Source organism: Asanoa sp. NPDC049573 (genome assembly GCF_040676615.1).
Classification (GTDB): domain Bacteria; phylum Actinomycetota; class Actinomycetes; order Mycobacteriales; family Micromonosporaceae; genus Asanoa.
Window position 1 is genome coordinate 219,972 of sequence record NZ_JBFAPI010000001.1, and the last position, 20,927, is coordinate 240,898.

General features: G+C 72.2%; 24 protein-coding genes and 1 pseudogene. 13 read left to right on the top strand and 12 right to left on the bottom strand.

Annotated features, from left to right (window positions below; genetic code table 11):
- The first annotated feature begins 119 nt into the window (after nucleotides 1-119).
- The 3 genes from AB0J74_RS00995 to AB0J74_RS01005 all read left to right on the top strand — a co-directional run bounded on the left by AB0J74_RS00995 (nucleotide 120) and on the right by AB0J74_RS01005 (nucleotide 3,197).
- On the top strand, nucleotides 120-347 hold the full coding sequence (locus AB0J74_RS00995; RefSeq protein ID WP_085066491.1) for a helix-turn-helix domain-containing protein: 228 nt from the start codon (nucleotides 120-122) through the stop codon (nucleotides 345-347).
- A gap of 46 nt (nucleotides 348-393) precedes the next feature.
- A complete protein-coding gene (locus AB0J74_RS01000; protein WP_363442913.1) occupies nucleotides 394-1,149 on the top strand; it encodes an enoyl-CoA hydratase/isomerase family protein in 756 nt (251 codons plus the stop codon).
- Between the two features lie 107 nt (nucleotides 1,150-1,256).
- Nucleotides 1,257-3,197 carry an ABC transporter ATP-binding protein gene (locus AB0J74_RS01005; protein WP_363444013.1) on the top strand — a complete coding sequence of 647 codons (1,941 nt, stop codon included), beginning with the start codon at nucleotides 1,257-1,259 and terminating at the stop codon, nucleotides 3,195-3,197.
- Here AB0J74_RS01005 and AB0J74_RS01010 read toward each other — a convergent pair.
- Nucleotides 3,183-4,061 carry an alpha/beta hydrolase gene (locus AB0J74_RS01010; RefSeq protein WP_363442915.1) on the bottom strand — a complete coding sequence of 293 codons (879 nt, stop codon included), beginning with the start codon at nucleotides 4,059-4,061 and terminating at the stop codon, nucleotides 3,183-3,185. The genes AB0J74_RS01005 and AB0J74_RS01010 overlap by 15 nt on opposite strands.
- Before the next feature lie 52 nt (nucleotides 4,062-4,113).
- Here AB0J74_RS01010 and AB0J74_RS01015 point away from each other — a divergent pair, with 52 nt between their 5' ends.
- The 4 genes from AB0J74_RS01015 to AB0J74_RS01030 are packed head-to-tail and all read left to right on the top strand — an operon-like array spanning nucleotide 4,114 to nucleotide 6,482.
- A complete protein-coding gene (locus AB0J74_RS01015) occupies nucleotides 4,114-4,644 on the top strand; it encodes a helix-turn-helix domain-containing protein (RefSeq protein WP_363442917.1) in 531 nt (176 codons plus the stop codon).
- A 40-nt stretch (nucleotides 4,645-4,684) separates the two neighbouring features.
- Nucleotides 4,685-5,446: an SDR family oxidoreductase gene (locus AB0J74_RS01020; protein ID WP_363442919.1), complete on the top strand. Its 762-nt coding sequence runs from the start codon at nucleotides 4,685-4,687 to the stop codon at nucleotides 5,444-5,446.
- Nucleotides 5,443-5,985 (top strand): G/U mismatch-specific DNA glycosylase, encoded by a 543-nt coding sequence (mug, locus tag AB0J74_RS01025; RefSeq protein WP_363442921.1) that lies wholly within the window; start codon nucleotides 5,443-5,445, stop codon nucleotides 5,983-5,985. The genes AB0J74_RS01020 and mug overlap by 4 nt, the downstream gene beginning before the upstream one ends.
- Complete coding sequence (locus AB0J74_RS01030) at nucleotides 5,982-6,482, top strand: SET domain-containing protein-lysine N-methyltransferase (protein WP_363442923.1); 501 nt, start codon at nucleotides 5,982-5,984, stop codon at nucleotides 6,480-6,482. Before mug ends, AB0J74_RS01030 begins: the two co-directional genes overlap by 4 nt.
- A gap of 60 nt (nucleotides 6,483-6,542) precedes the next feature.
- On the opposite strand, the gene AB0J74_RS01035 is transcribed toward AB0J74_RS01030, so the two are convergent.
- The 9 genes from AB0J74_RS01035 to AB0J74_RS01075 form a co-directional block, all read right to left on the bottom strand.
- Nucleotides 6,543-6,830: a hypothetical protein gene (locus tag AB0J74_RS01035; RefSeq protein WP_363442925.1), complete on the bottom strand. Its 288-nt coding sequence runs from the start codon at nucleotides 6,828-6,830 to the stop codon at nucleotides 6,543-6,545.
- A gap of 40 nt (nucleotides 6,831-6,870) precedes the next feature.
- On the bottom strand, nucleotides 6,871-8,280 hold the full coding sequence (locus AB0J74_RS01040; RefSeq protein WP_363442927.1) for a DUF6297 family protein: 1,410 nt from the start codon (nucleotides 8,278-8,280) through the stop codon (nucleotides 6,871-6,873).
- A complete protein-coding gene (locus tag AB0J74_RS01045; RefSeq protein WP_363442929.1) occupies nucleotides 8,277-8,894 on the bottom strand; it encodes an ABC transporter ATP-binding protein in 618 nt (205 codons plus the stop codon). The genes AB0J74_RS01040 and AB0J74_RS01045 overlap by 4 nt, the downstream gene beginning before the upstream one ends.
- Entirely contained in the window at nucleotides 8,867-9,385 is a 519-nt protein-coding gene (locus AB0J74_RS01050; RefSeq protein WP_363442931.1) for a hypothetical protein, read from the bottom strand. Before AB0J74_RS01050 ends, AB0J74_RS01045 begins: the two co-directional genes overlap by 28 nt.
- Nucleotides 9,382-10,197, bottom strand: coding sequence for a DUF692 domain-containing protein (locus AB0J74_RS01055; protein WP_363442933.1), 816 nt, complete (start codon nucleotides 10,195-10,197; stop codon nucleotides 9,382-9,384). The genes AB0J74_RS01050 and AB0J74_RS01055 overlap by 4 nt, the downstream gene beginning before the upstream one ends.
- Nucleotides 10,194-11,117, bottom strand: coding sequence for a TIGR04222 domain-containing membrane protein (locus AB0J74_RS01060; protein ID WP_363442935.1), 924 nt, complete (start codon nucleotides 11,115-11,117; stop codon nucleotides 10,194-10,196). Before AB0J74_RS01060 ends, AB0J74_RS01055 begins: the two co-directional genes overlap by 4 nt.
- 94 nt (nucleotides 11,118-11,211) lie before the next feature.
- Nucleotides 11,212-12,144, bottom strand: a complete 933-nt coding sequence (locus tag AB0J74_RS01065) for a TIGR04222 domain-containing membrane protein (protein ID WP_363442937.1) — start codon at nucleotides 12,142-12,144, stop codon at nucleotides 11,212-11,214.
- A 76-nt stretch (nucleotides 12,145-12,220) separates the two neighbouring features.
- Nucleotides 12,221-12,802, bottom strand: coding sequence for a helix-turn-helix domain-containing protein (locus AB0J74_RS01070; protein ID WP_363442939.1), 582 nt, complete (start codon nucleotides 12,800-12,802; stop codon nucleotides 12,221-12,223).
- 62 nt (nucleotides 12,803-12,864) lie between these two features.
- Nucleotides 12,865-13,659, bottom strand: a complete 795-nt coding sequence (locus AB0J74_RS01075; protein WP_363442941.1) for a thioesterase family protein — start codon at nucleotides 13,657-13,659, stop codon at nucleotides 12,865-12,867.
- A 29-nt stretch (nucleotides 13,660-13,688) separates the two neighbouring features.
- On the opposite strand from AB0J74_RS01075, the gene AB0J74_RS01080 reads away from it, so the two are divergent.
- From AB0J74_RS01080 to AB0J74_RS01105, 6 genes are all read left to right on the top strand, one after another.
- Nucleotides 13,689-14,540, top strand: a complete 852-nt coding sequence (locus tag AB0J74_RS01080; RefSeq protein ID WP_363442943.1) for a carbon-nitrogen hydrolase family protein — start codon at nucleotides 13,689-13,691, stop codon at nucleotides 14,538-14,540.
- A gap of 84 nt (nucleotides 14,541-14,624) precedes the next feature.
- Nucleotides 14,625-14,984 carry a GntR family transcriptional regulator gene (locus AB0J74_RS01085; protein WP_363442945.1) on the top strand — a complete coding sequence of 120 codons (360 nt, stop codon included), beginning with the start codon at nucleotides 14,625-14,627 and terminating at the stop codon, nucleotides 14,982-14,984.
- Nucleotides 14,981-15,859 (top strand): ABC transporter ATP-binding protein, encoded by an 879-nt coding sequence (locus tag AB0J74_RS01090; RefSeq protein ID WP_363442947.1) that lies wholly within the window; start codon nucleotides 14,981-14,983, stop codon nucleotides 15,857-15,859. The genes AB0J74_RS01085 and AB0J74_RS01090 overlap by 4 nt, the downstream gene beginning before the upstream one ends.
- A complete protein-coding gene (locus tag AB0J74_RS01095; RefSeq protein ID WP_363442949.1) occupies nucleotides 15,856-16,554 on the top strand; it encodes an ABC transporter permease in 699 nt (232 codons plus the stop codon). Before AB0J74_RS01090 ends, AB0J74_RS01095 begins: the two co-directional genes overlap by 4 nt.
- 121 nt (nucleotides 16,555-16,675) lie before the next feature.
- Nucleotides 16,676-17,320 carry an HAD family hydrolase gene (locus AB0J74_RS01100; protein WP_363442951.1) on the top strand — a complete coding sequence of 215 codons (645 nt, stop codon included), beginning with the start codon at nucleotides 16,676-16,678 and terminating at the stop codon, nucleotides 17,318-17,320.
- 175 nt (nucleotides 17,321-17,495) lie between these two features.
- A complete protein-coding gene (locus AB0J74_RS01105; protein WP_363442953.1) occupies nucleotides 17,496-18,425 on the top strand; it encodes an RIO1 family regulatory kinase/ATPase in 930 nt (309 codons plus the stop codon).
- Nucleotides 18,426-18,720: 295 nt separating this feature from the next.
- Here the strand turns inward: AB0J74_RS01105 and AB0J74_RS01110 are convergent.
- A pseudogene (locus tag AB0J74_RS01110) lies at nucleotides 18,721-19,422 on the bottom strand (hypothetical protein); the annotation flags it as partial.
- Between the two features lie 559 nt (nucleotides 19,423-19,981).
- Nucleotides 19,982-20,836, bottom strand: a complete 855-nt coding sequence (locus AB0J74_RS01115; protein ID WP_363442955.1) for a hypothetical protein — start codon at nucleotides 20,834-20,836, stop codon at nucleotides 19,982-19,984.
- Between the last annotated feature and the right edge of the window lie 91 nt (nucleotides 20,837-20,927).

Below are 20,927 nucleotides of genomic sequence, written 5' to 3' on the forward strand. Positions count from 1 at the left end.
TGCCGACAGTACCGTGCGTGTCGGTTGGCGAAGAGTTGATATCTAGCGCATGATCGTCCGAGGCGGTCTAATAGGTGGGACCGCATGAAACCGCACAGTCTGGGACGTGAGGAATCAACATGGCAGCCACCGGCACAGCCACCAGCACTGAGAAGGGTCGCCGAATCGTCGGGGCCGAGCGGCAGACGCTGGCCAAGGACCTGGTCAAGCGGTACACCTCCGGTGAGAGCATCCGCGCGCTCGCGGCCTCGACCGGTCGTTCCTACGGTTTCGTCCACCGGGTGCTCACGGAGTCGGGCGTCCAGCTTCGCCAGCGCGGCGGCGCTCGTCGTCGCAAGAAGGCCTGACCCCCGTCCCACCCGGTTTTCCGCCACCCGTGGAGCACGGCCCTCGATGACCACCAGTGGGGTTGATGTCAGCCACGCCGGGCCGGTCGCGACCGTGACGTTGCGCCGGCCCGACGTGCTCAACGCACAGACCACGGCGACCTGGATGGCGCTGCGCGACATCGGTCGCGAGCTGCCCGGCGACGTTCGGGTCGTCATCGTGCGAGGCGAAGGCCGGTCGTTCTCGGCCGGCCTCGACATCTCCGGTGGCGCCGGCTCGGGCTTTCTGGCCGAGATCGGCCGGTTGAGTCCCGAAGACGCTGCCGAACGGGTGCGTGGATACCAGGAAGGCTTCACCTGGCTGCACCGGCCCGACATCGTCTCGGTTGCCGCCGTGCAGGGGCACGCGATCGGCGCGGGGTTCCAACTCGCGCTCGCCTGCGACCTGCGGGTGCTGGCCGACGACGCCCGGCTGACGATGGCCGAGGTCACCCTCGGGCTGGTGCCCGACCTGGCCGGCACGAAGCGGCTGGTGGAGCTCGTCGGATACGCCCGGGCGCTGGAGGTCTGCCTGACCGGCCGGCGGATCGCCGCCGACGAGGCGCTGCGGGTCGGTCTCGCCACGGTGGTCGTACCCCGTGATGATCTTGACTCGGCGGTTTCCGACCTGGTCGCCGCGCTGCTGTCCGCGCCGCGCGACGCCGTCGTCGAGATGAAGTCGCTGCTGTCCGGCGCCGCGTCGCGCTCGTGGGAGGAGCAGCTCCGCGCCGAGCGCGAGGCGCAGGTACGCCGGCTGCGCGACCTGGCCGGCCTGGGAGAGTAGGGAGCCCTCGGGAAGATCCCGTTTACTCCGAATGTTGTCGTACCCGTCAGGGAGACTTCCCCTGTCGAATCACGGCACGGAGGTGCGGGGTGACTTCTCCCGGTGGGATGAACGCGTGGACCATGCTCCGCGCGGAGCGTGACCGCGAGTCCATCCGCGCCCACCGGCTGGCCAGCGGCACCTGGCGGCGGATCATGCGGTTCGCGCGGCCCTACCGGCTCGACATCACGATCTTCCTGATCACGGTCGTGATCGGCGCGGCGATCGGCGTCGCGACGCCGATCCTGGCCGGCCGGGTGGTCAACACGATCACCGGAGGCGGCGCCGGCGCGGCCACCGAGGTGATCCGCATCGCGGTGCTGATCGGCATCCTCGCGGTCGCCGACGCGCTGCTCTCGCTCGCCCAGCGGTGGTACTCGGCGCGCATCGGCGAGGGCATCATCCTCGACCTGCGCACCCGGGTCTACGACCACGTCCAACGCATGCCCCTGGCGTTCTTCACCCGCACCCAGACCGGCGCGCTGGTCAGCCGCCTCAACAACGACGTGCTGGGCGCGCAGCGCGCGTTCACCTCCACGCTCTCGGGCGTGGTCAGCAACACGATCCAGTTGGTGCTCACCGCGGTCGTGATGTTCACCCTCTCCTGGCAGATCACCCTGCTGTCGTTGGCCCTGCTTCCGCTGTTCATCATCCCGGCCCGGCGGGTCGGGCGGAAATTGGCCGCGATCACCAAGGAGTCCTACAACCTCGACGCCAAGATGAACGCCACGATGACCGAGCGGTTCGGCGTGGCCGGGGCGATGCTGGTCAAACTGTTCGGCAAGCCCGAGCTCGAGGCCAAGCGGTTCGGTGAGCGGGCCGAGCGGGTCCGCGACATCGGCATCCAGCAGGCGATGTTCTCCCGCACCTTCTTCGTCGCCATGCTCCTGGTCGCCTCGCTGGCCCAGGCGCTGACCTACGGCCTGGGTGGCTACTTCGCGGTGACCGGCGCGGTGAGCGCCGGCACGGTGGTCACCCTGGCCCTGCTGCTGACCCGGCTCTACGGGCCGCTGACCGCGCTGTCCAACGTGCGGGTCGACGTGATGGGTGCGCTGGTCTCCTTCGACCGGGTCTTCGAGGTGCTCGACCTGACACCGGCGATCACCGAGAAGCCCGACGCGGTCACCATCCCGCGGGGTGCCGGCTCGGTCGAGTTCCGCGACGTGACATTCCGCTACCCTTCGGCCGCCGAGGTCTCGTTGGCCTCCCTCGAAGACGTGGCCACCCTCGACCGCACGGTCTCCGAACCCGTCCTGCACGGCGTCTCGTTCACCGTCCGGCCGGGCGAGATGGTCGCGCTGGTCGGTCCCTCCGGTGCCGGCAAGTCGACCACGTCGATGCTGGTCTCCCGGGTCTACGAGGCGACCGGCGGCGCCGTGCTGGTCGGCGGCGTCGACGTGCGCGACGCGACGCTCGACTCCCTGCGCGACACCATCGGCGTCGTCACCCAGGACGCACACCTGTTCCACGAGACGATCGCCGAGAACCTGCGCTACGCCAAGCCCGACGCCACCGACGACGAGATCTGGGCGGCGCTGGCCGGCGCCCAGATCGCCGAGCTGGTCCGCGAGCTGCCCGACGGTCTGGAGACGATGGTCGGTGAGCGCGGCTACCGCTTCTCCGGCGGTGAGAAGCAGCGCATCGCGATCGCCCGGCTGCTGCTCAAGGCCCCGTCGGTGGTGATCCTCGACGAGGCCACCGCCCACCTCGACTCCGAGTCCGAGGCCGCGGTCCAGCGGGCCCTGGCCACCGCGCTGGCCGGGCGCACGGCCCTGGTCATCGCCCACCGGCTCTCGACGGTCCGCGACGCCGACCAGATCCTGGTCCTCGACCACGGCCGCATCGTCGAGCGCGGTCGCCACGAGGAGTTGGTCGCGGTCGACGGCCTCTACGCCGAGCTCTACCGCACGCAGTTCGCGGTGGCCGACTCGCCGACGCCCTATGCCGACGCCGCCCTCGACGCGGGCGAGGTGATCACCGTCCCCGACACGGCCTCAGCGCGCGACTGACGCCCGCAACGACGCGACGGCGTCGGCGATCTCGGATGCCTGGCGCATCGGCAGGAAGCCGTGCGCGGCATCGGGCACGACCCGGTGCTCGCCGCGCGGCACGGCGGCGGCCATCGCCCGGTGCATGGCGTCGATGCCCATATGGGCGCGGTCGACCAGGTCTGGGTCGGCGAACTGATGCCAGAACGGGTTGCGGGCGCCGGCGGTGAGCACGATCAGCGGCACGTCCGGCAGCGGGCCGCCGCCGCGCAACTCCGCGTAGATCTCCGTGTCGAAGTTGCGGGTCTCCTCGATCGAGGTGCGCCAGTGGTCGAGGTGATAGTCGGTCAGGGCCGCGCGCTCGTCCGCTGGCCAGGCGGCGTAGAGCTGCGCGTACTGGCCGCGGGCGAGCGCGACCTGCTCGGCGGTGAGGTCGGGCATCGCCTCGGTGTGCCGTTTCATCCGCCCGTCGAGCGCCTTGGCCTCGGGCGGGAGGAAATCCAGGATGTCTTCGTGGCCGGGGTCGAGCAGGAGCAGGCCGGCGACCTCGGTGGGGAAGAGCTGGGCGTAGCGGCGGGCGTAGAAAGCGCCGAGCGAATGGCCCGCCAGGATGACCGGGCCAGCCACACGGGCTCTGGCGAGCAGGTGTCTCAGCTCCGTCGCGACCCCGGCCGCGCTGCGCGGCAGCGGCACCGGGTCGCTCCAACCGGTGCCGGCGCGGTCGTAGATCACCGCGTCGGTCGTCGCCTGGAGCGCGGCCCAGAAGTCGAGGCCGACGAGCCCGGCGCCCGGGAGGAAGACGACCGGTGGCCCCGTGCCGTCGGTCCGGCGGTGGAGCCACAGTGCGCGGTCGCCGGCGTCGTAGCGCTGGCCGAGGGTGGTCATGAATCAATGTTCGCACGGATGCGAACAGTGTCAAGTGTGAGACAATTCGCGAATGGACACGGTCGAGCTGTTGGTGCACCCCGTGCGGCTGCGGATCGTGCACGCCCTGTCCGGCGGGCGGGTGGTGACGACGGGGCAGCTCGTGGCGCGGATGCCCGACGTCTCGAAGGCCACCGTCTACCGGCACGTCGGCTTGCTGGCCGAGGCCGGCATCATCGAGGTCGCCGGCGAGCAGCGGGTCCGTGGCTTCGTCGAGCGCAGCTACCGGCTGCACCGCGACCGGGCCAGCATCCCCGCCGACCGGGTGGCCACGGCGTCACCCGACGAGCTGCGCGCGGCCTTCGCGACGGCGATGGCGACGTTGATCGCGGAGTTCGACGGCTACCTCGACGGTGGCGCCGCCGACCCGGTGGCCGACCTCGTCGGGTTCCGCCAGCACGCGATCTGGCTGTCCGACGAGGAGCGCGCCGACCTGGTCGAGGCGATGCGGGCAGCGTTGGTCACCCGCATCGGCAACCCGCCCGCGCCCGGCCGCCGGCCCCACCTGCTCAGCCCGATCCTGTTCCCGGTCGCCGGCGACTGACCGTTTGTCGCGGCCCGCGCGGTGCGGCAGGATCGACACCATGGATCTGGGGCTGGCCGACCGCGTGTACGTGCTCACCGGCGCCACCCGCGGCCTCGGCCTCGCGACCGCCCGCAGCCTGGTCGCGGACGGTGCCCGGGTGGTCGTCTCGTCACGCCACCCCGCCCACGTCGACGCCGCGGTCGCCGAACTCGGCGGCGTCGGCAAGGTCCGGGGCGTGGTGGCCGACCTGGCCGACGCCGACACCCCGGCCCGCCTGGTGTCCGCGGCGCAGGAGTCGTTCGGCCGCCTGGACGGGGCCCTGCTGTCGGTGGGCGGCCCACCCCGGGGCACCGCGCTCGACGCGTCCGACGACGACTGGCGCACCTCGTTCGAGACGGTGTTCCTGGGCGCGGTCCGCACCGCCCGGGTGGTCGCCGCGGCCCTGCCAGCGGGCGGGGCGATCGCGCTGGTGCTCTCCTCGTCGGCCCGCACCCCGATCCAGAGCCTGGGCATCTCCAACGGTTTCCGGCCCGGCCTGGTCGGCGTGGCCAAGGCCATGGCCGACGAACTGGGCCCGCGCGGCGTGCGCGTGGTCAGCCTGCTGCCGGGTCGCTTCCTCACCGACCGCACCCGCGACGCCTACGGCGACCCCGCGGACCCGACCAGGCCCCGCGCCGACGCCGCGTCGGACGTCCCGCTCCGCCGGATCGGCGACGCGGCCGAGTTCGGCCGCACGGCTGCCTTCCTGCTCTCCCCGGCGGCGTCCTACGTGACCGGCTCGTCGATCTCCGTCGACGGCGGCCTGATCCGCGCCCTGTGACCCGCCCGACCAAGGCCGATCTGGCCGCCGCGGCCGAGGTGACCCTGCCGGATGTGATCGGGTCCGATCTTCGGGTGCTCTTCGTGGGGATCAACCCCGGCCTCTACTCCGCGGCGACCGGGCACCACTTCGCTCGCCCGGGCAACCGGTTCTGGCCGGCCCTGCACCGCTCCGGCTTCACCGACCATCAGCTCGACCCGGCCCAGCAGATGTCCCTTCTGGACGTCGGCCTGGGCATCACCAACATCGTCTCCCGCGCCAGCGCCCGTGCTGACGAGCTGTCCGCGGCCGAACTCGTCGCCGGCGGAGAGGCGCTGGCGGCCAAGGCCGCGCGGTGGCGGCCGCGCTGGGTGGCGGTGGTCGGCATGACCGCCTACCGCACGGCCTACCGGCGGCCCAAGGCGACCGTGGGTCCACAGGACCATCTCCTGGGCGCGTCACGGGTCTGGGTGCTGCCCAACCCGAGCGGGCTGAACGCCCACTACACGCCGGTCACGCTGGCGGCGGCGTTCGCCGAGCTGCGGGCGGTCGCCGGGTGATCGACCCGCCCGCGCCGGACTGCTGGCTGCATCCGGCCGTCGAGGTCCGCGACTCGCCGATCGCCGGGCGCGGTCTCTTCGCCACGGCCGTCATCCCGGCCGGCACGGTGGTCTCCCGGCTCGGCGGTCGGCTGGTCTCCGGCCGGGAGCTGCGGGAGCTGTTGGCGGGCGATTCCTACGTCGACACCATCACGGTGGACGCCGACCTGCACCTGGTGCTGCCACCGCGGCGGCCGAACGGTTACGGCAACCACAGCTGCGACCCCAACCTGTGGTGGGTCGGCGCGTACGAGCTGGCGGCTCGCGTGACGATCGCGGCGGGCGAGGAGCTGACCAACGACTACGCCACCAGCACGGCGGACCCGGCGTTCACCATGGCCTGCTCCTGCGGCTCACCCCGCTGCCGCGGCGTGGTCACCGGCGACGACTGGCGCCGGGCCGACCTGCACGAGCGCTACGGCCCGCACTGGGTCCCGGCCCTCGCCCGGCGGCGGTAGGTATGCCGACCGCGCACCGCCGGACCTCAGCGGCGCTGCCGGGCGCTGATTTCAGCGGAGCTAATGCCGGTGCCGGCCCAGGCGTTCGCGGACCATCTGCCCGAACAGGCCGTTGGGCTGGCCGCACGACAGGCAGGTGAACGTCTCGTCGAGCCGGCCCGTGCCGCACTGGTCGCACGAGCCGTGGTCGCGCGGGTCGTGATAGGACCGCAACGCCGCCACGAGCGCCTCCGCCGCGGCCGGACTCAACGTCACCGTCAGCGACACCGGCCGTCCCGAACCGGGCGCCAGCGCGTCGGTCCGTGCCGCGAACGAGGCCAGCGCGGCCTCCACCTCGGCGGCGTTCATCGGGCCACCCGGAAGCAAACCACGCCGATCTCCGTAGGTTTCATCGGACCAGGATCTGGACGGCGACGGCGATAGCGATCACGTCGGGGCCGCGGACGACCTGGCGGATCAGGTCGACCGGCATCGAGCCCATGGGGGATTCCGCCACCGAGCCACCGTAGATCATGGGGCCGCGGGTCGCGGACCGGTACACGCCCCCGGCCACGGCGAGGACCAGAAACACCGGCAGCCAGGTCGGGCCGGCACCGACCGCGGGCACGGTCGCGAGCCACCAGAGCGCGGCCGCGAGCGTCGGCACGACGAGGTGGATCATTTTCAGGCTGCCGTCGGTGCCGCCGATCGCCCGGCGCAGACCGGCCGAGCGGGAGATGCCGCGCAGGCCGCCGGCGAACCGGTCGGCGGCCAGGAAGGCGGCGATCACCTGCACCGACGGTGCGACGGCGGGGAGGGCGACCTGCACGGCGTACACCGCGAGAACGAGCACCGCCCACCAACCGAGGGCGGCCGGGTTGCGGCCGATCCGGCGGACGTCGGCCTGGAGCAGCACCCAACCGCGCGGACCGGGCCGGAAGCGGCCCGTGCGGACCCGGCCGACCGCGCGCCAGCGCTGGTTCTCCACGACCGCGGCCAGCATCGACGGGTCCAGCAGCAACAGCGCCGACGACGCGGCCGAGGCGAAGCGGGCTCCCGTCGACAGCGTCGAACGGTCGATTCGCGGCAGCGCGCGCACGGCCAGAACCAGGAAGATCGCCGCGGGTACGAGGCCCGCCAGCGCGACGGCCGGCAGCACCGACACCGGCGGCCGGGGCGGAGCGTGGTCGAAAAGGCCGTAGTCGAGCACCACCCCGAGCACCAGCACTCCGCCCACGCCCGCCAGCACCACGGCCGGCCAGCGGGTGCGGCGGCCGAAGAACGCCTGTGCCGACACGGCGCCGGCGGCGAACGCGGTGCCCCAGGTCAGGCCGGCGACGGCCGCCCACACGTAGCCGCCGGACCGGCCGATCGCGGCGGCCACCGCGGCCAGCAGGGCCGCGCCGCCGGCCGCGGCCAGCGCCAGGCCGGCGAACCTCGGTGCGAGCAGCGCCCGCCGGGAGATCGGCGTGCTCGCCAGCCAACTCTGCACGGCCGGGCCGACCTGTAGCGGGCCGACGGCGGTCAGGCCCTGCCAGACGAAACCGGCCAGCGCGATGCCGGCGCCGACCCCGATCCAGTAGCGCGCGGCCGGGTCCGCGGGAGACGCCTTCACCTCGCGGTGCAGGAAGCCGCTGATCGAGTCGATACCGGCCCAGCCGTAGATCGCGATCAGGAAAGCGATCATGTAGAGGTCGGTCAGCAGGTCGCCGATCGACCGGTCGCGGTGCTGGCGGCGGGCGCGGCGCAGCCGGGCCTTCAGCTCGCCGGCCGGTGGCGGTGCCGCCCCGGGTGGCGGCATCAGGGTCGTAGTGGTCACCCGCCGATGCCGATCCGCACGTCGGCGACCGCGTCGACGAGTTCGGTGTCGTGGGAGGCCATCAGCACGGCCGTGCCGGCCGCCTTCTCCCGCCGCAGCCGATCGGTCAGCCAGGCCCGGCCGTCGACGTCGAGCCGCTGCTCGGGCTCGTCGAGCACCAGCACCCGGCGCGGGCGGACCAGGCAGGACGCGAGCGCGAGGCGGCGTCGCTGGCCGCTGGACAGGGTGATCGGCAGTTGGTCGCGGGCGGATTCCAGGCCCAGCTCACCGAGGACCTCGTCGACCGGGTCACCACCGCCGCCGTGTGCGTAGGCCAGCAGCGCGAGGTGCTCGGCCACCGACAGGTCGGGGAAGAAGTCGATGTCGTCGAGCGCCGCGGCCATGATCCCCCGGGCCCAGGCGTCGGTCTCGTAGATCCGGCGCCCGCCGACCGTCACCACCCCCTCGTCGGGCCGGTCGGCGCCGATCACGCAGCGCAGCAGCGTCGTCTTGCCCGAGCCGTTGGCACCGAGCACGGCACCGACCTGGCCGGGTTCGACGGTGAAGGTGACCGCGTCGAGCACCACGAGGTTGCCGAACCGGCGGGTCAGTCCTTCGGCCTTAAGCGAGTCCACAACCCGCCACTCTCCCAGAGCGCCCCGGAGCGGACGCTGCGGGCCCAGCCGGAAAGCCGGCCGCGGGGCACGGGTGCGGAGATTCCGTCGTAGCGCCAGGCCGCCTCTCGGGCCGCCAGCTCGGCCGCGGCCGGCCCAGTGCGCGGGGCCAGCGACCGGGCCAGGTCCCATCCGTCCCGCAGCGAGCCGTTGGTCGGCCGGGCGGCGGCCCATTCCATGAACACCGCCGGCCACCGGTCGCCCCGGTCGGCCGCGAGCAGCGGCCAGGCCCGCGCGACCTCACCGGCCCGCTTGCGCAACAGGGCGTCGCGGGCGATGCCGACCAGCCGCTCGTCGAATCCGTGCGGCACGGCCGCGCCCGACGTCAACGCCGCGACCAGCGCCGCCTGCCGGGCCGCCAGGTCGCCGGTCGCGTGCTCGCCCGCCGGCCGCGGCCCGGCGTCGCCGGTCGCGTGACCGCCCGCCGGCCGGGCCGCGAGGTCGCCGGTCATGTGACTGCCGGGTAGCCGGATGCGGCCGCGATCGCGTCCAGCTCGGCTCGCAAGGTGTCGGCGGCCGGGTAGGCGCCGTCGCGTTCCAGCAGCAGGGCCGGTGGCCGGCAGCGGGCGCAGAGGGCCGAGACCAGGTCGAGCACCGGCTCCGGCACCGGGTGGGTGTGCGTGTCGTGGTAGACGCCGCCGGCCTCGGCCCCGCCGGCTACGTGGCAGTAGGCGATGCGGTCCAGCGGCAGCGCGTCGAGCAGGGCGAGCGGGTCGGTGCCGCGGTTGCGGGCGTTCGCGTACACGTTGGCGATGTCGAGCAGCAGCAGCGCGTCGGTGCGCTCCAGGATCTCGGTCAGGAACTCGGCCTCGCTCAGTTCGTCGTCGGGCCAGTCGAAGACCGCGGCGATCGGTTCCAGAGCGATCGGGACCGCAAGAGCGGCCTGGGTACGGGCGACGTTGGCCACGACCGCGTCGACCGCCTCCCGGCTGCGGGGGAGGGGTAGCAGGTGGCCGGCCTCGACCCCGCCCGCCCGGACGAACGCGATGTGCTCGCTGACCAGCGGCGCGTCGAGCAGCGAGGCGACCGCGGCGAGGTGGTCGACCCGGTCCGGGTCGACCGGTTCGGCGCCACCGAGCGACAGTCGCACGCCGTGCGGGATGACGGCGACGTCGCGGTCCCGCAGCGCGGCGAGGCCTGGCGGGACCGGCGCGTCGGCGTGCACCGACTCGGCGACCACCTCGACGAAGCGCAGCCCGGGCAGCTCCGCGACGAAACCGGCGATCTCGGGTCGCCAGCCGATGCCGACGCCGTAGGGCGTCATCCGCCGCACCCGCCGCCACCGCAGCCGCCCCCGCCGCCGCAGGAGCTGCCGCCGCTGCACGAGCTGCCGCCGCCGCACGAGGAGCCGCTGCCGCAGGACGAGCCGCCGCTGCTGGAACCGGAGCCGGTGACCGCCCGGTTGATCTCGGCCTCGGCGGCGAACGCCGGGTCGACCATGTAGAGCGTCGACGCGCCGAACAGCGCGATGCCCATGGCCGCCGCGCCCGCGCCGTAGGTCGCGTAGCTCGGCGACTGGCCGGGGGACAGGTGCTGGTTTTCGGTCCGCAGGCTGGCCAGCGCGCTGGTGCCCGCCCTCGTCCGGGTCTTGGCCCGGGCCAGGCTGAGCAGCATCCAGACGACGGTGACGAGCACCAGGACGGTCAGGAAGCCGACCGGGCGCTCGTTGGCCATGCCGGCCGAGATCCGCGCGCCGCCGAGCACGATCACCGGCAGGAGCAGCAGCGCCGCCAGCCGCGACTGGCCGCGCTGCCCGCGGGACAGCAGCAGGCCGGCGCGCTCGAGGCCGGCCCGGATGTCGTCGAGGGTGCTCGACACCCACGGGTCGCCGGTCAGGTCGCGGGTCCGCAGCCGTTTGCCGGCGGCGTTGTAGACGGCCGTGTCCAGCGCCGTCGAACCGGCCGGCAGCGGCCCGGTCGGCACCAGCGTGCGGTCAGGGTTGGCACCGATCGCGCCGGCCCGGCGCAACCCGCCCAGCGCGGCGTAGGTGGTCAGCTGCGGGCCACCGTTGAGGAACGCGACCTGGTCGGGCGTCAGCCGCGGGCCGGGGCCGGTGTGGCCGCGGGCGAGCAACGACCGGACGATCGCCGTGGCGACGATGGCGGCTAGCGCCAGCGCCACATAGAGCCCGAGGAAGCTGGGACCGGAGATGCCCCAGGTGTCGCCGGGTGCGGCCAGTGTCATCGTGGTCTCCTGTTTCGCAGGGCGCGTGCGCCCATTGTGGATCGACCCCGCCACCGGGGCCGAAATCGGTCGTGATCCCGACGACCAGGGCCGGTCATCCGCCGCACCCGCTGCCACCGCCACCGCAGCCACCGCCGGAGCCGGCTTCGGCCCCGGAACCGGATCCGTAACCGGTGCCCGTGCCGAACAGGCCCGGCAGGTAGCCCGCGGTCCCGGCCGTGGCCGCGCCCGCCGCCCCCGTCCAGCGGACCTCCGCCGCGACGGCCAGGGCGGGATCGAGCAGGAACAGCGCGGACGCGCCGAAGAGCGCGACACCCATCGCGGCCGTCGCGGCGTCGTAGGTCGCGTAGCTCGGATGATGGTCGGGCCCGAGGTGGGCATGGCGTGCCCGCAGCCGGAGCACCGCCGTGTCGCCGGCCCTGGTGCGCCACGGTGCCCGGCTGAGCAGGCTGGCGATCAGCCAACAGCTCGACACGGTGACGAGCAGGATGAGGATGTCGGCCGGCCGGTGTGCCCGGGCGCCGGCCGCGATGCGGACGCCGCCGAGCGCGATCACGGGGAGCAGGATGAGCGCCGCGGCCCGGTAGCCCCAGGCCCGCCCGCGCGAGACCAGCAGCCGGTCGCCCTCCAGGCCGCGGCGCAGGTCGTCGAGGGCGCGCTGGACGGACGCGTCGCCGCTGAGCCGCGCCACCCGCGTGCCGGGCCCGGCCGCGGCGTGCACGGCGCGGTCGAGGGCGCCGGCGTCGGCCGGGACCGGCCCGGTCGCCCTCGGCCCGCGGCCCGGACGCGCTCCGATCGCCTCGGCCCGCCGCAGCGCGGCCAGGGCGGCGTACACCGCGAGCCGGCGGCCGCCGGCGAGGAACGCCAACCGTCGCGGGTCGAGGCCGTCGAGGTCAGGAGTGGTGCCACCGCGCCTGATCGCCGCGCGCACCCACCGCGTGGCCAGGACCGCGGTCGCGGCCAGCGCGACGTACCCCACCAGGAAGGCGGGTCCGGGAATCCCCCAGGTCGACGCGGCCATCACCATGGCGCCCATTGTGGAGTTGCCGCACCACCGTGCGTAAGGCCGCTGGGAGCCGCCGGAGGTAACGGCGACGTGACCGCTAGGGCCGGCTGGCCCGGCGGACCGCCTCTTCGACCAGGTCGAGCACCCGGCCCAGGTCGCCGGCCGGCCGGCCCATGGCCAGGTGCAGCACCAGGCCGTCGTAGGCCAGCTCGAGGAACTGGGCCAGCACGTCGAGGTCGACGTCGTCGCGCAGCACGCCGGCGGCGCGCTGGCGGGCGAGCCGGTCGCGGGTGGCCTCGGCGATCGCCGCGGAGTGCACCGCCCAGCGCTTGGCGAACTCGGGGTCGGTGCGCAGCCGGCGGGAGACCTCGAGCTGGCTGCCCAGCCAACCGGTGGTGTCGGGCGACGCGGCCTGGTCGAGCAGGTCGCGCATCACCTGGACGAGGCCGTTGCGGGCGACCGTCGCGACCATCGCGGCGGCGTCGTCTTCCGCGACGGCGAGAAAGAGGGAGTCCTTGTCACGGAAATGGTGGAAGATCGCACCCCGGCTCAGCCCGGTTTCCTCTTCCAGCCGCCGCACCGTGGCACCCTCGTAGCCATAGCGCGCGAACGCGGCGCGCGCCGCCGTCAGGATCTCGTGGCGGCGGGCGTCGAGCTGGTTCTGGCTCACGCGGGGCACGTGTCGATCGTGTCAGGTGGCCCTCGGTCATGCAATCCGTACGTACGGCTTGCGTGTCACGGTCATGGCCGCGGACCGACCAGCAACGCCTGTGCCCCCTGCCCGACCGGGCCGTGGTCGTCGTAGAGCAGGGTGGTCGCCAGCCCGGTGCCGCCCTCAGAGAGCGTGGTGCGGGCCCGCACACAGACCCAGTCGCCCACCGGCGGCCGGTGCAGGTGCACCGTCAACTCGGTGTTGATGAACCACCAGGTGGCCATGTCGAGCACCCGGCTCAGCCCGTTGCCCGAGTCGGCGAGCGCCACCAGTCGCTGCGCCGGTGACATCTTCTCGCCCGCCACCAGCGCGATCCTCGGCCGGGCCCACACCAGGGCGGGCCCGGGCTTCTCGAAATGCCCGGAGATGAACCGCCACTCGACCGCGCCGAGATAGCCGATCCGCCACGCCGGGTCGGTGAACGCGGTGGCCACCGACGGGCGCATCGGGGCCTTCTCGTGGTGTGGCAGCGCCGGGCGCGGCAGGTCGAGGTCGGTGCGCCGGATCCGCCAGCCCCGCGCGACCATGACCGGCCGGCCGCCGGCCGACGCGGCCGCCTCGACCAACTCGACCGAGCGGCCGGGCCGCAGCACCGTGGCGGTGACCGTCAGTTCCTCGACCGGCACCGCGCCCAGGATGTCGACGGTCAGCCGGGCCAGGTGTGCCTCGCCGGAGACGGTGCTGGGCAGCGCCTCGATCGCCCGGACGAGCAGCGCCGACGGCGGACCGGCGTGTTGCAGGCCGGGCCCCCACGGCCCCTGGGTGTGCTGGGTCGACTCGAACCGGGACGGGTCGCCGGTCGGCCGGTAGAACGAGTCATCCACGGCACCGATTCTCGCCGTAGGATGCCGCCGTGGACACCCCGCCGGCGACTCCGTTGACGGTTGCCGCCGTGCAGGCGACGCCGGTGCCTGGCGAGATCGCGCACAACGCGTCGCTGGCCGCCCGCCTCGTCGGCCAGGCCGCCGACGCCGGCGCCCGGCTCGTGGTCCTGCCCGAACTGTTCCTCTGCGCCTACCACCCACCGACCCTGCACGCCGATCCCGCGGCGAGCGACCTGCCCGCGACCGAGGCCGGCGGGATCAGCGACGGCCGCCTCGACCCGTTGCGGGCCGCGGCGCGCGAGCACTCCGTCGTGGTCGTCGTCGGCGCGTCGGTGCGCCACGTCGACGGCCGGCGGACCTGCTCGGCGGTGCTGGTGGAGCGGACCGGGAACACCGTTTCCGCGTACGACAAGCAACTGCTCTGGGGTCCCGAGGAGAACGCCCTGTTCACGCCCGGCACCAGCGGCGCCACGCTGCTGGTCGACGGCTGGCGGCTGGGTCTGGGGATCTGTTACGACGGCTGCTTCCCGGAGCACGGCCGGGCCGCCGCCGACGACGGTGCGCACGGCTACCTGGTGCCCAGCGGCTACGTGGTCGGCTCGGCGCACCGGCGCGACGTCTACTACGCCGCCCGGGCCCTCGACAACACCATGTACGTGGTCTTCGCCAACTCGGTCGGCGGCGACCGTGACTGGTCGTTCAACGGCGGCGCGGCGATCTACGACCCGGAGGGCCGGCCGCTCGTCCGGGCCGCCGACGAGGGCGAGACGGTGGTCGTGGCCACCCTCGACCCGGCCGAACTGGCCCGCGTGCGGGCCGCCCACACGATGCTGCTCGACCGTCGTGAGCTGGGCGAACGCCGCATTCTCGCGGCCAACTGACCCACCGCGTGATGCCAACCACTTGACTTCCCGGGTTTGTTGGTTGCATGGTTAGTTACATGAGTAATGAACCAACGAGGCCCGATGGATGACGACCGCCCGATCTTCGTACAGATCGCGGAGCTGATCGAAAACTCGATCATCGACGGGACGCTCGCCGAGGAGACCCAGGTGCCCTCCACCAACGAACTCGCGGCGTTCCATCGGATCAACCCGGCCACCGCCGCCAAGGGGATCAACCGCCTGGTCGATGACGGAACTCTCTACAAACGCCGGGGGATCGGAATGTTCGTGGCCACGGGGGCACGCGAAACGCTCCGGGAGCGTCGCCGGCTCGACTTCTCCACCCAGTACGTGCGTCCGCTCATCGAGGAAGCCCGGAAGTTGGGCATCGGCACCGATGAGCTCAAGAAGCTGATCGAAACGTGGGAGGACGTGCGATGACCGTGGTGACGGCATCCGGCCTGACCAAGCGGTACGGCGACGTGACCGCGCTCGACGACGTGAGCTTCACGCTCACCGAGAACGTCATCTACGGCCTGCTCGGTCGCAACGGCGCCGGCAAGACCACGCTGATGCAGCTGATCACCGGTCAGAACGCGGCGACCTCGGGAGAGCTGCGGCTCTTCGGCGAACACCCCTACGAGAACGAGCGCGCTCTGTCGCATGTGGCCTTCGTCAAGGAGAGCCAGAAATACCCGCAGGCCTACAAGGTCTGGCACGTGCTCAGCCTGGCGAGCCACCTGTTCCCCAACTGGGACAGGGACTTCGCGGAGTCCCTTGTCGACGAGTTCAAGCTGCCCCGCAAGCGCGACGTGCGCAAGCTGTCCCGCGGCATGCTCTCCGCGCTCGGCGTCACCGTCGGCCTGGCCGCCCGGGCGCCGCTGACCTTCTTCGACGAGCCCTACCTCGGCCTCGACGCGGTGGCCCGGCAGCTGTTCTACGACCGGCTGCTGGCCGACTACGCCGAGCACCCCCGCACGGTCGTGCTCTCCACCCACCTCATCGACGAGGTCGCCGACCTCATCGAGCACGTGCTGCTGCTCGACGGCGGCAAGCTGGTGCTCGACGCCGACACCGAGGAACTGCGCGGCGAGGTGATGGACGCGACCGGCCCGGCCGCGGCGGTCCAGGACCTCGCCGAAGGCCGCGACGTGCTGCATCGGCAGCGACTCGGCGGCACGGTCCGCGCGACGATCCGCGGCACGTTCGACAACGCCGAGCGGCTGCGGGCCAAGAAGCTCGGCGTCGATCTGGAGCCGGTCTCGCTCCAGCAGGCGGTCGTGCGCCTGACGATGGAAAGGAACGCCGCGCGATGAACCGCATCCTGGACGCGACCCGGCTGCACACGATCGTCTGGAAGCAGACCATGCTGTGGCCCTGGGCGATCATGGGCATCTCGTTCGTCGTCAACATCCTGATCTTCGCCTCGATCGGTGACGCCGGGCGGCCCGGTGGCAACACCACCGGCGGGCTCGCCAGCATCTACTCGGTCGTGGCGATCGTCGGGGCGATCGCGATCAACCAGGTGTTCCCGTTCGCGCTCGGCATGGGCATCACCCGGCGCACCTTCTACCTCGCGACCGCGCTGGTGATGGTGTTCCAGGCATTCGCGTACGCCATCGTGCTCTATCTGTTGAAGTTGCTCGAAGGGGCGACCGACGGGTTCGGGGTCGACCTGCGGTTCTTCCGGGTCCCGTTCGTCGACGTCCACAACGGATTCCTGCAGATCCTGGTCTTCGCCGTGCCGTTCCTGTTCGTCAGCTTCCTGGCCATCTTCGCGGCGACCACCATCGTCCGCTGGGGCGCCAACGGGTTCTTCGCCGCCGGCGCGGCCGCCCTGCTGCTCGTCGGCCTGCTCGCCGCGCTGATCACCTGGCAGGACTGGTGGCTCGCGATCTGGCACTGGCTGAGCGACCAAACGCCCACCAGCCTGCTGGTCGGCTGGCCCGCGTTGGTCGCCGGGATCGCCGCCGTCGGGGGGCTGGTGGTGATCCGTCGGGCCAACGCCTGACGCCCGCCACCACGGCGATCGCCGGTCCGCGCCCGCGGCCCGGCGATCGTTCGTCGCCGGCCCAAGATTGTTTACATTGCGGGGGTTTTGAGAGATCGGCGCTGTCCCGTACTGTGCGCGGGTGCCCCTCATGTTCCTCGACGTGGACAACACTGTTCTGGACCGCACAGGCGCCTTCCGCACCTGGGCCGAGGGGTTCCTGACCGGGATCGGCGCGCCGCCGCCCGACGTCGACTGGCTGCTGTCCGTCGACGCCGACGGCCTCACCGACCGCTGGGACGTCGCCGACCAGATCCGCGAGCGCTACCGGCTCAGCACCTCGTCCGTCGACCTCGTCGACGAGATGCGCGAGGGTGTCGTGGCCAACAGCAAGCTCGACCCGCTGGTCGCCTGCGCGCTGCGGATCGCCGACGACGCGGGCTGGGTGCCGGTGCTGGTGACCAACGGGGCCACCCGGCAGGAAGACACCACCATCCGGCGTACGGGCCTCGACCGCTACGTCGCCGATTGGGTGATCTCCGAGGAGGTCGGGGTCAGCAAGCCCAACCCGCGCATCTTCGCGCTCGCCGCCGAGCGGGTCCGGATGCGGATGCGCGGCGCCTGGGTGGTCGGCGACAGTCCCGAGACCGACATCGGCGCGGCTGCCGAGATGGGCCTGCCCAGCGTGTGGCTGCACCGCGGCCGGCGCTGGATGGAGTCGCGCTTCGAGCCGACCGCGACGGCGGGCGGATTCCTGCCGGCGATGGCCGCGGTGCTCGCCGGATAATTCGGTTGCGTCGCCGGCTTCGCGCCGGGAGACTCCCGATCTAGTTGGAACCAGACCTGGCCGCGCCTGACCCGCGCCGGCCGGTCGTCGAGATGGAAGGGGTGAGTTCTGTGGCTGTCGTTGTCGCTTACTTCTCGCGGCCTTCTTCTTCCTTCTCGATCCAGGAGTTCCTCCGTTGCGTGAGCACGATTCCGAGCCGGCACCGCGTGGCCGTTCCGGCAAGCGTCGTTTCGACGACGACGATCCGCAGTTCCTGAAGCGCGCGCGGCACCGCACGCCCGTCGCCTTCGACACCAACGCCGACACCGACGTCCCCGAGACCGGCGACGCCTGGTCCACCTGGGACGACGCCCTGCACGGGCCGTTGCCGCGGCCTGACTGGGTGGTCACCGAGCTGGCCGCCGTCGACGTCGAGCTGGGCATTCTCAAGACCGGCAAGGAAGCCGACGTCTACCTGGTCCGGCGCGGCATCCCCGACACCGACCGCAGTTGCCTGCTCGCGGCCAAGCGCTACCGCGAGCCGGAACACCGGATGTTCCACCGCGACGCCGGCTACCTGGAAGGGCGCCGGGTGCGGCGATCCCGGGAGAACCGGGCCATGTCCGGGCGTACGTCGTTCGGCCGGCAGCTGATCGCCGGCCAGTGGGCGGCCGCCGAGTTCGACGCCCTGTCCCGCCTCTGGGAGGTCGCCACCAGCTACGGCGCGATCTCCGTGCCCTATCCGGTGCAACTGCGCGGCACGGAGCTGATGCTCGAGTTCATCGGCGACGCCGCGGAGGGCCTGGCCGCCCCGCGACTGGCCCAGCTACGCCCGGAGCCGGCCGAACTCAAGTCGCTGTGGGACCAGCTGCTGGACGCCCTGACGGTGCTGGCCCGCGCCGGCTTCGCACACGGCGACCTGTCGCCCTACAACCTGCTGGTGCACGACGACCGGCTGGTGGTGATCGACCTGCCCCAGGTGATCGACGTGATCGCCAACCCCAACGGCCCGGCACTGCTGGCCCGCGACGTCAAGAACGTCACGACCTGGTTCGCCGCCCGCGGCCTACCCCAGGACCACGACGAGATCACCCGCCGCCTCCTCGACGAGGCCGGCGTCCGTTGACGGCCGCCGCCGCTGGGGCCGCTTCCCGCACGACCGGGAAGCGGCCCGCGCCGCGCCCGCTCAGGTCCGGACGGCGGCCGGTCGGGCTAGCCTGGCCCAGGCCGTTGTCGGTGATCCGCTAGGAGGAAACGATGGGCGCCATCCGCCCGTGGCACCTGGTCGTCCTGTCGTTCTGCTGCCTGGGCTCCACCGCCATCATCGCCGCCGTCGTCCTGCTGGTCGCCCGCCGCCGCAAATAACAGACGTGGGTGGCAACGGCACACGGCGACCGCGACCCTCGGCGATGGCGGCTGGATCAACCCATGACGGCCGCGTCGGTCGCGTCGACCAACACCACGCCGGCCAACCCTGACCACCGCTCGAGAGTGCGTAGGTCGCGACGAAACCATGCCTCGATTTGGGGCGGCGGTTCTTCCGCCGGTGGTGGACCTGCATCTGGCCGGTCGGCGTCGTCGGTCAGCGCTGCCGTCAGGCTCCGCCAGAGTCCACGGACGCCGGCTGCAATGCCGTTGATCGGTGCGTGACAGACCAGCTGGTACGACGGCGCCCCGGCGGCGAGGATCGCCGCGGTGCGGAACTCTCTGCGGCCCAAGAAGTCCAACGCCGTTTCCGCCGGCACAATGGCGCATCCCCATTGGGCGAGATCGACGGGCCCATGCGGACACGGCCCCGGCCGAGCGGCGCCGAGCCGCCATGTCGTCTGAGCATCGCTGTAGACGCAGTAGAAACCCGCGATGCGATCAGAACGGCAACGGTCGGCAAAGACCTCGACCTGGTATCCAGAGGAAGTGTTGGATGCCGCCTGTTGGTCGAGGCGGACGCGTCGCGTTGTGGGGTCTGCCCGCTTCGCCTGGATACGGAATCCGACATATCCGCGTTCGTCACGGATCCACCACTCCCAGTCCGCGCCGGTTTCTGCCTCGCCGCGGGAGGCGAATCGCTGGATCTTCATCTGTCTCCGGTGGCTGATGGCGAGTTGGAGCAGGGCGTTGTCGGTGAAGGTCGTCTCCTAAGGCGTAAGACCTAGGTCTCGGCCTTGTTGAGTGCGCCAGGTGACATCTGTGGCGATCGATCGGAATGTGGGACACAAGAACGGGTCTCTGCGAGCGCGCAATGCGTTCGACTCGCGCTCACCTTCGGGGGTCAGCGTCCAGACCCCTCGCCCGGAAATGGCGGGTGGAAGAAGCAATCCTTCGCTGGCAAGGCGGAGCCGGGCGAAGTCCGCCTTGTTTTCCTAAGCGATGTCGCCGCGGCTCGGTCGTCGTGCAAGGTCGTCGACTGTCAACCGGCCCGCGAGCTTGCCGCGCATGACGCGAAGAACTTCTACCCTAGAGCTGGCCCCACCGAGTTCCCCAAGGCCACCAAGATCCAAAGGGCAAGTTCACCTTGGTCGATCATGTCACGTCCATTCCGCTACTCGCGCTCTAAGGGGCCGGGCTCGACCGTGACCGCGAACTCGCCGTGCGGGATTCTGGCGACGAAGGCGGTGCCCGCTCGCCGGCCGAGAAATCAGCTTCCACCTTCCCAACCTCGATCGCGAAGGTGGAGCGGCATTTTTAGCGGGTGACGAGCGGGCGCAGGGTGTCGAGGATGACCCGGTTGCTCACCTTGGCGTAGATTTTCTTGTCGGGGCCGTACAAGGTCACGAACGGGCAGGTCTGGTCGTCGCCGCTCATGCGCTTGTCGAGCAGCTGGCGCCGGGTGGCCGCCTCGAACACGCGGAGGCGCCAGGTGGATCGGTGCAGCGCCAGGGTGTCGGGGTTCGGGTCGTCGAACTTGCAGGAGCGGATCTTCGTGCCTTTGCCGGCCTGGTCAAGGCAGGCGACCAGCTGGACCTTTCGCGGGTCTGGCGCGGCCCAGGTCTGCTTGTCCTGGTTGGACAGACCCTCGTCGTAGTAGTAACCCTCGTCCTGCGTGCGCAGGCCCGGGGTGTCGGATACGAGCAGCACGACCGGGTGCGGCGCCTTACCCGCGCGCTTGGGCGACTGTGGATAGTAGACGTCTTCGTCGCAGACCCGCTCGAGATCGCCGCGCTTCGTCGCCGGGTAGGCGCTGGCTTGCGGCCCGTCTTCCACCGGCTCCTCGCCGGCGGACGGCTCCGCGATCGGGTTGCGGCCGGACGACGGCCGCGACGCCGCGTCGGACGCGGTGCCGGCGGGCGCGGGGGTGTCGTCGGAGCGCAGCGCGAGGACGGTGCCGCCCACACCGAGACAGGCGCCCAGCAGTAGCACCGCCGCGACGGCCGCCGCGATCAGGCCGGCGCGGCCCCGCCGCGGCTTCTCCGGCGGTGGTGGCGGGTAGTAGCCCGGCGTGATGGCGGACCATCTGTCGCCCGCGGGCGGTGGCGGCGACGGCACCTCCGGTGTCGGGTCGAGTGGTCCTGGTGCAGATTCGGCCCCCGTGCCGCTCATCCGCATTCCTTCCGATCGAAGCGAAGCGCGAATCTATCAAGACATTCGTCTTTCCTGGGGGGTGGTTATCGCGGCCCGTGGTGGCAGGATG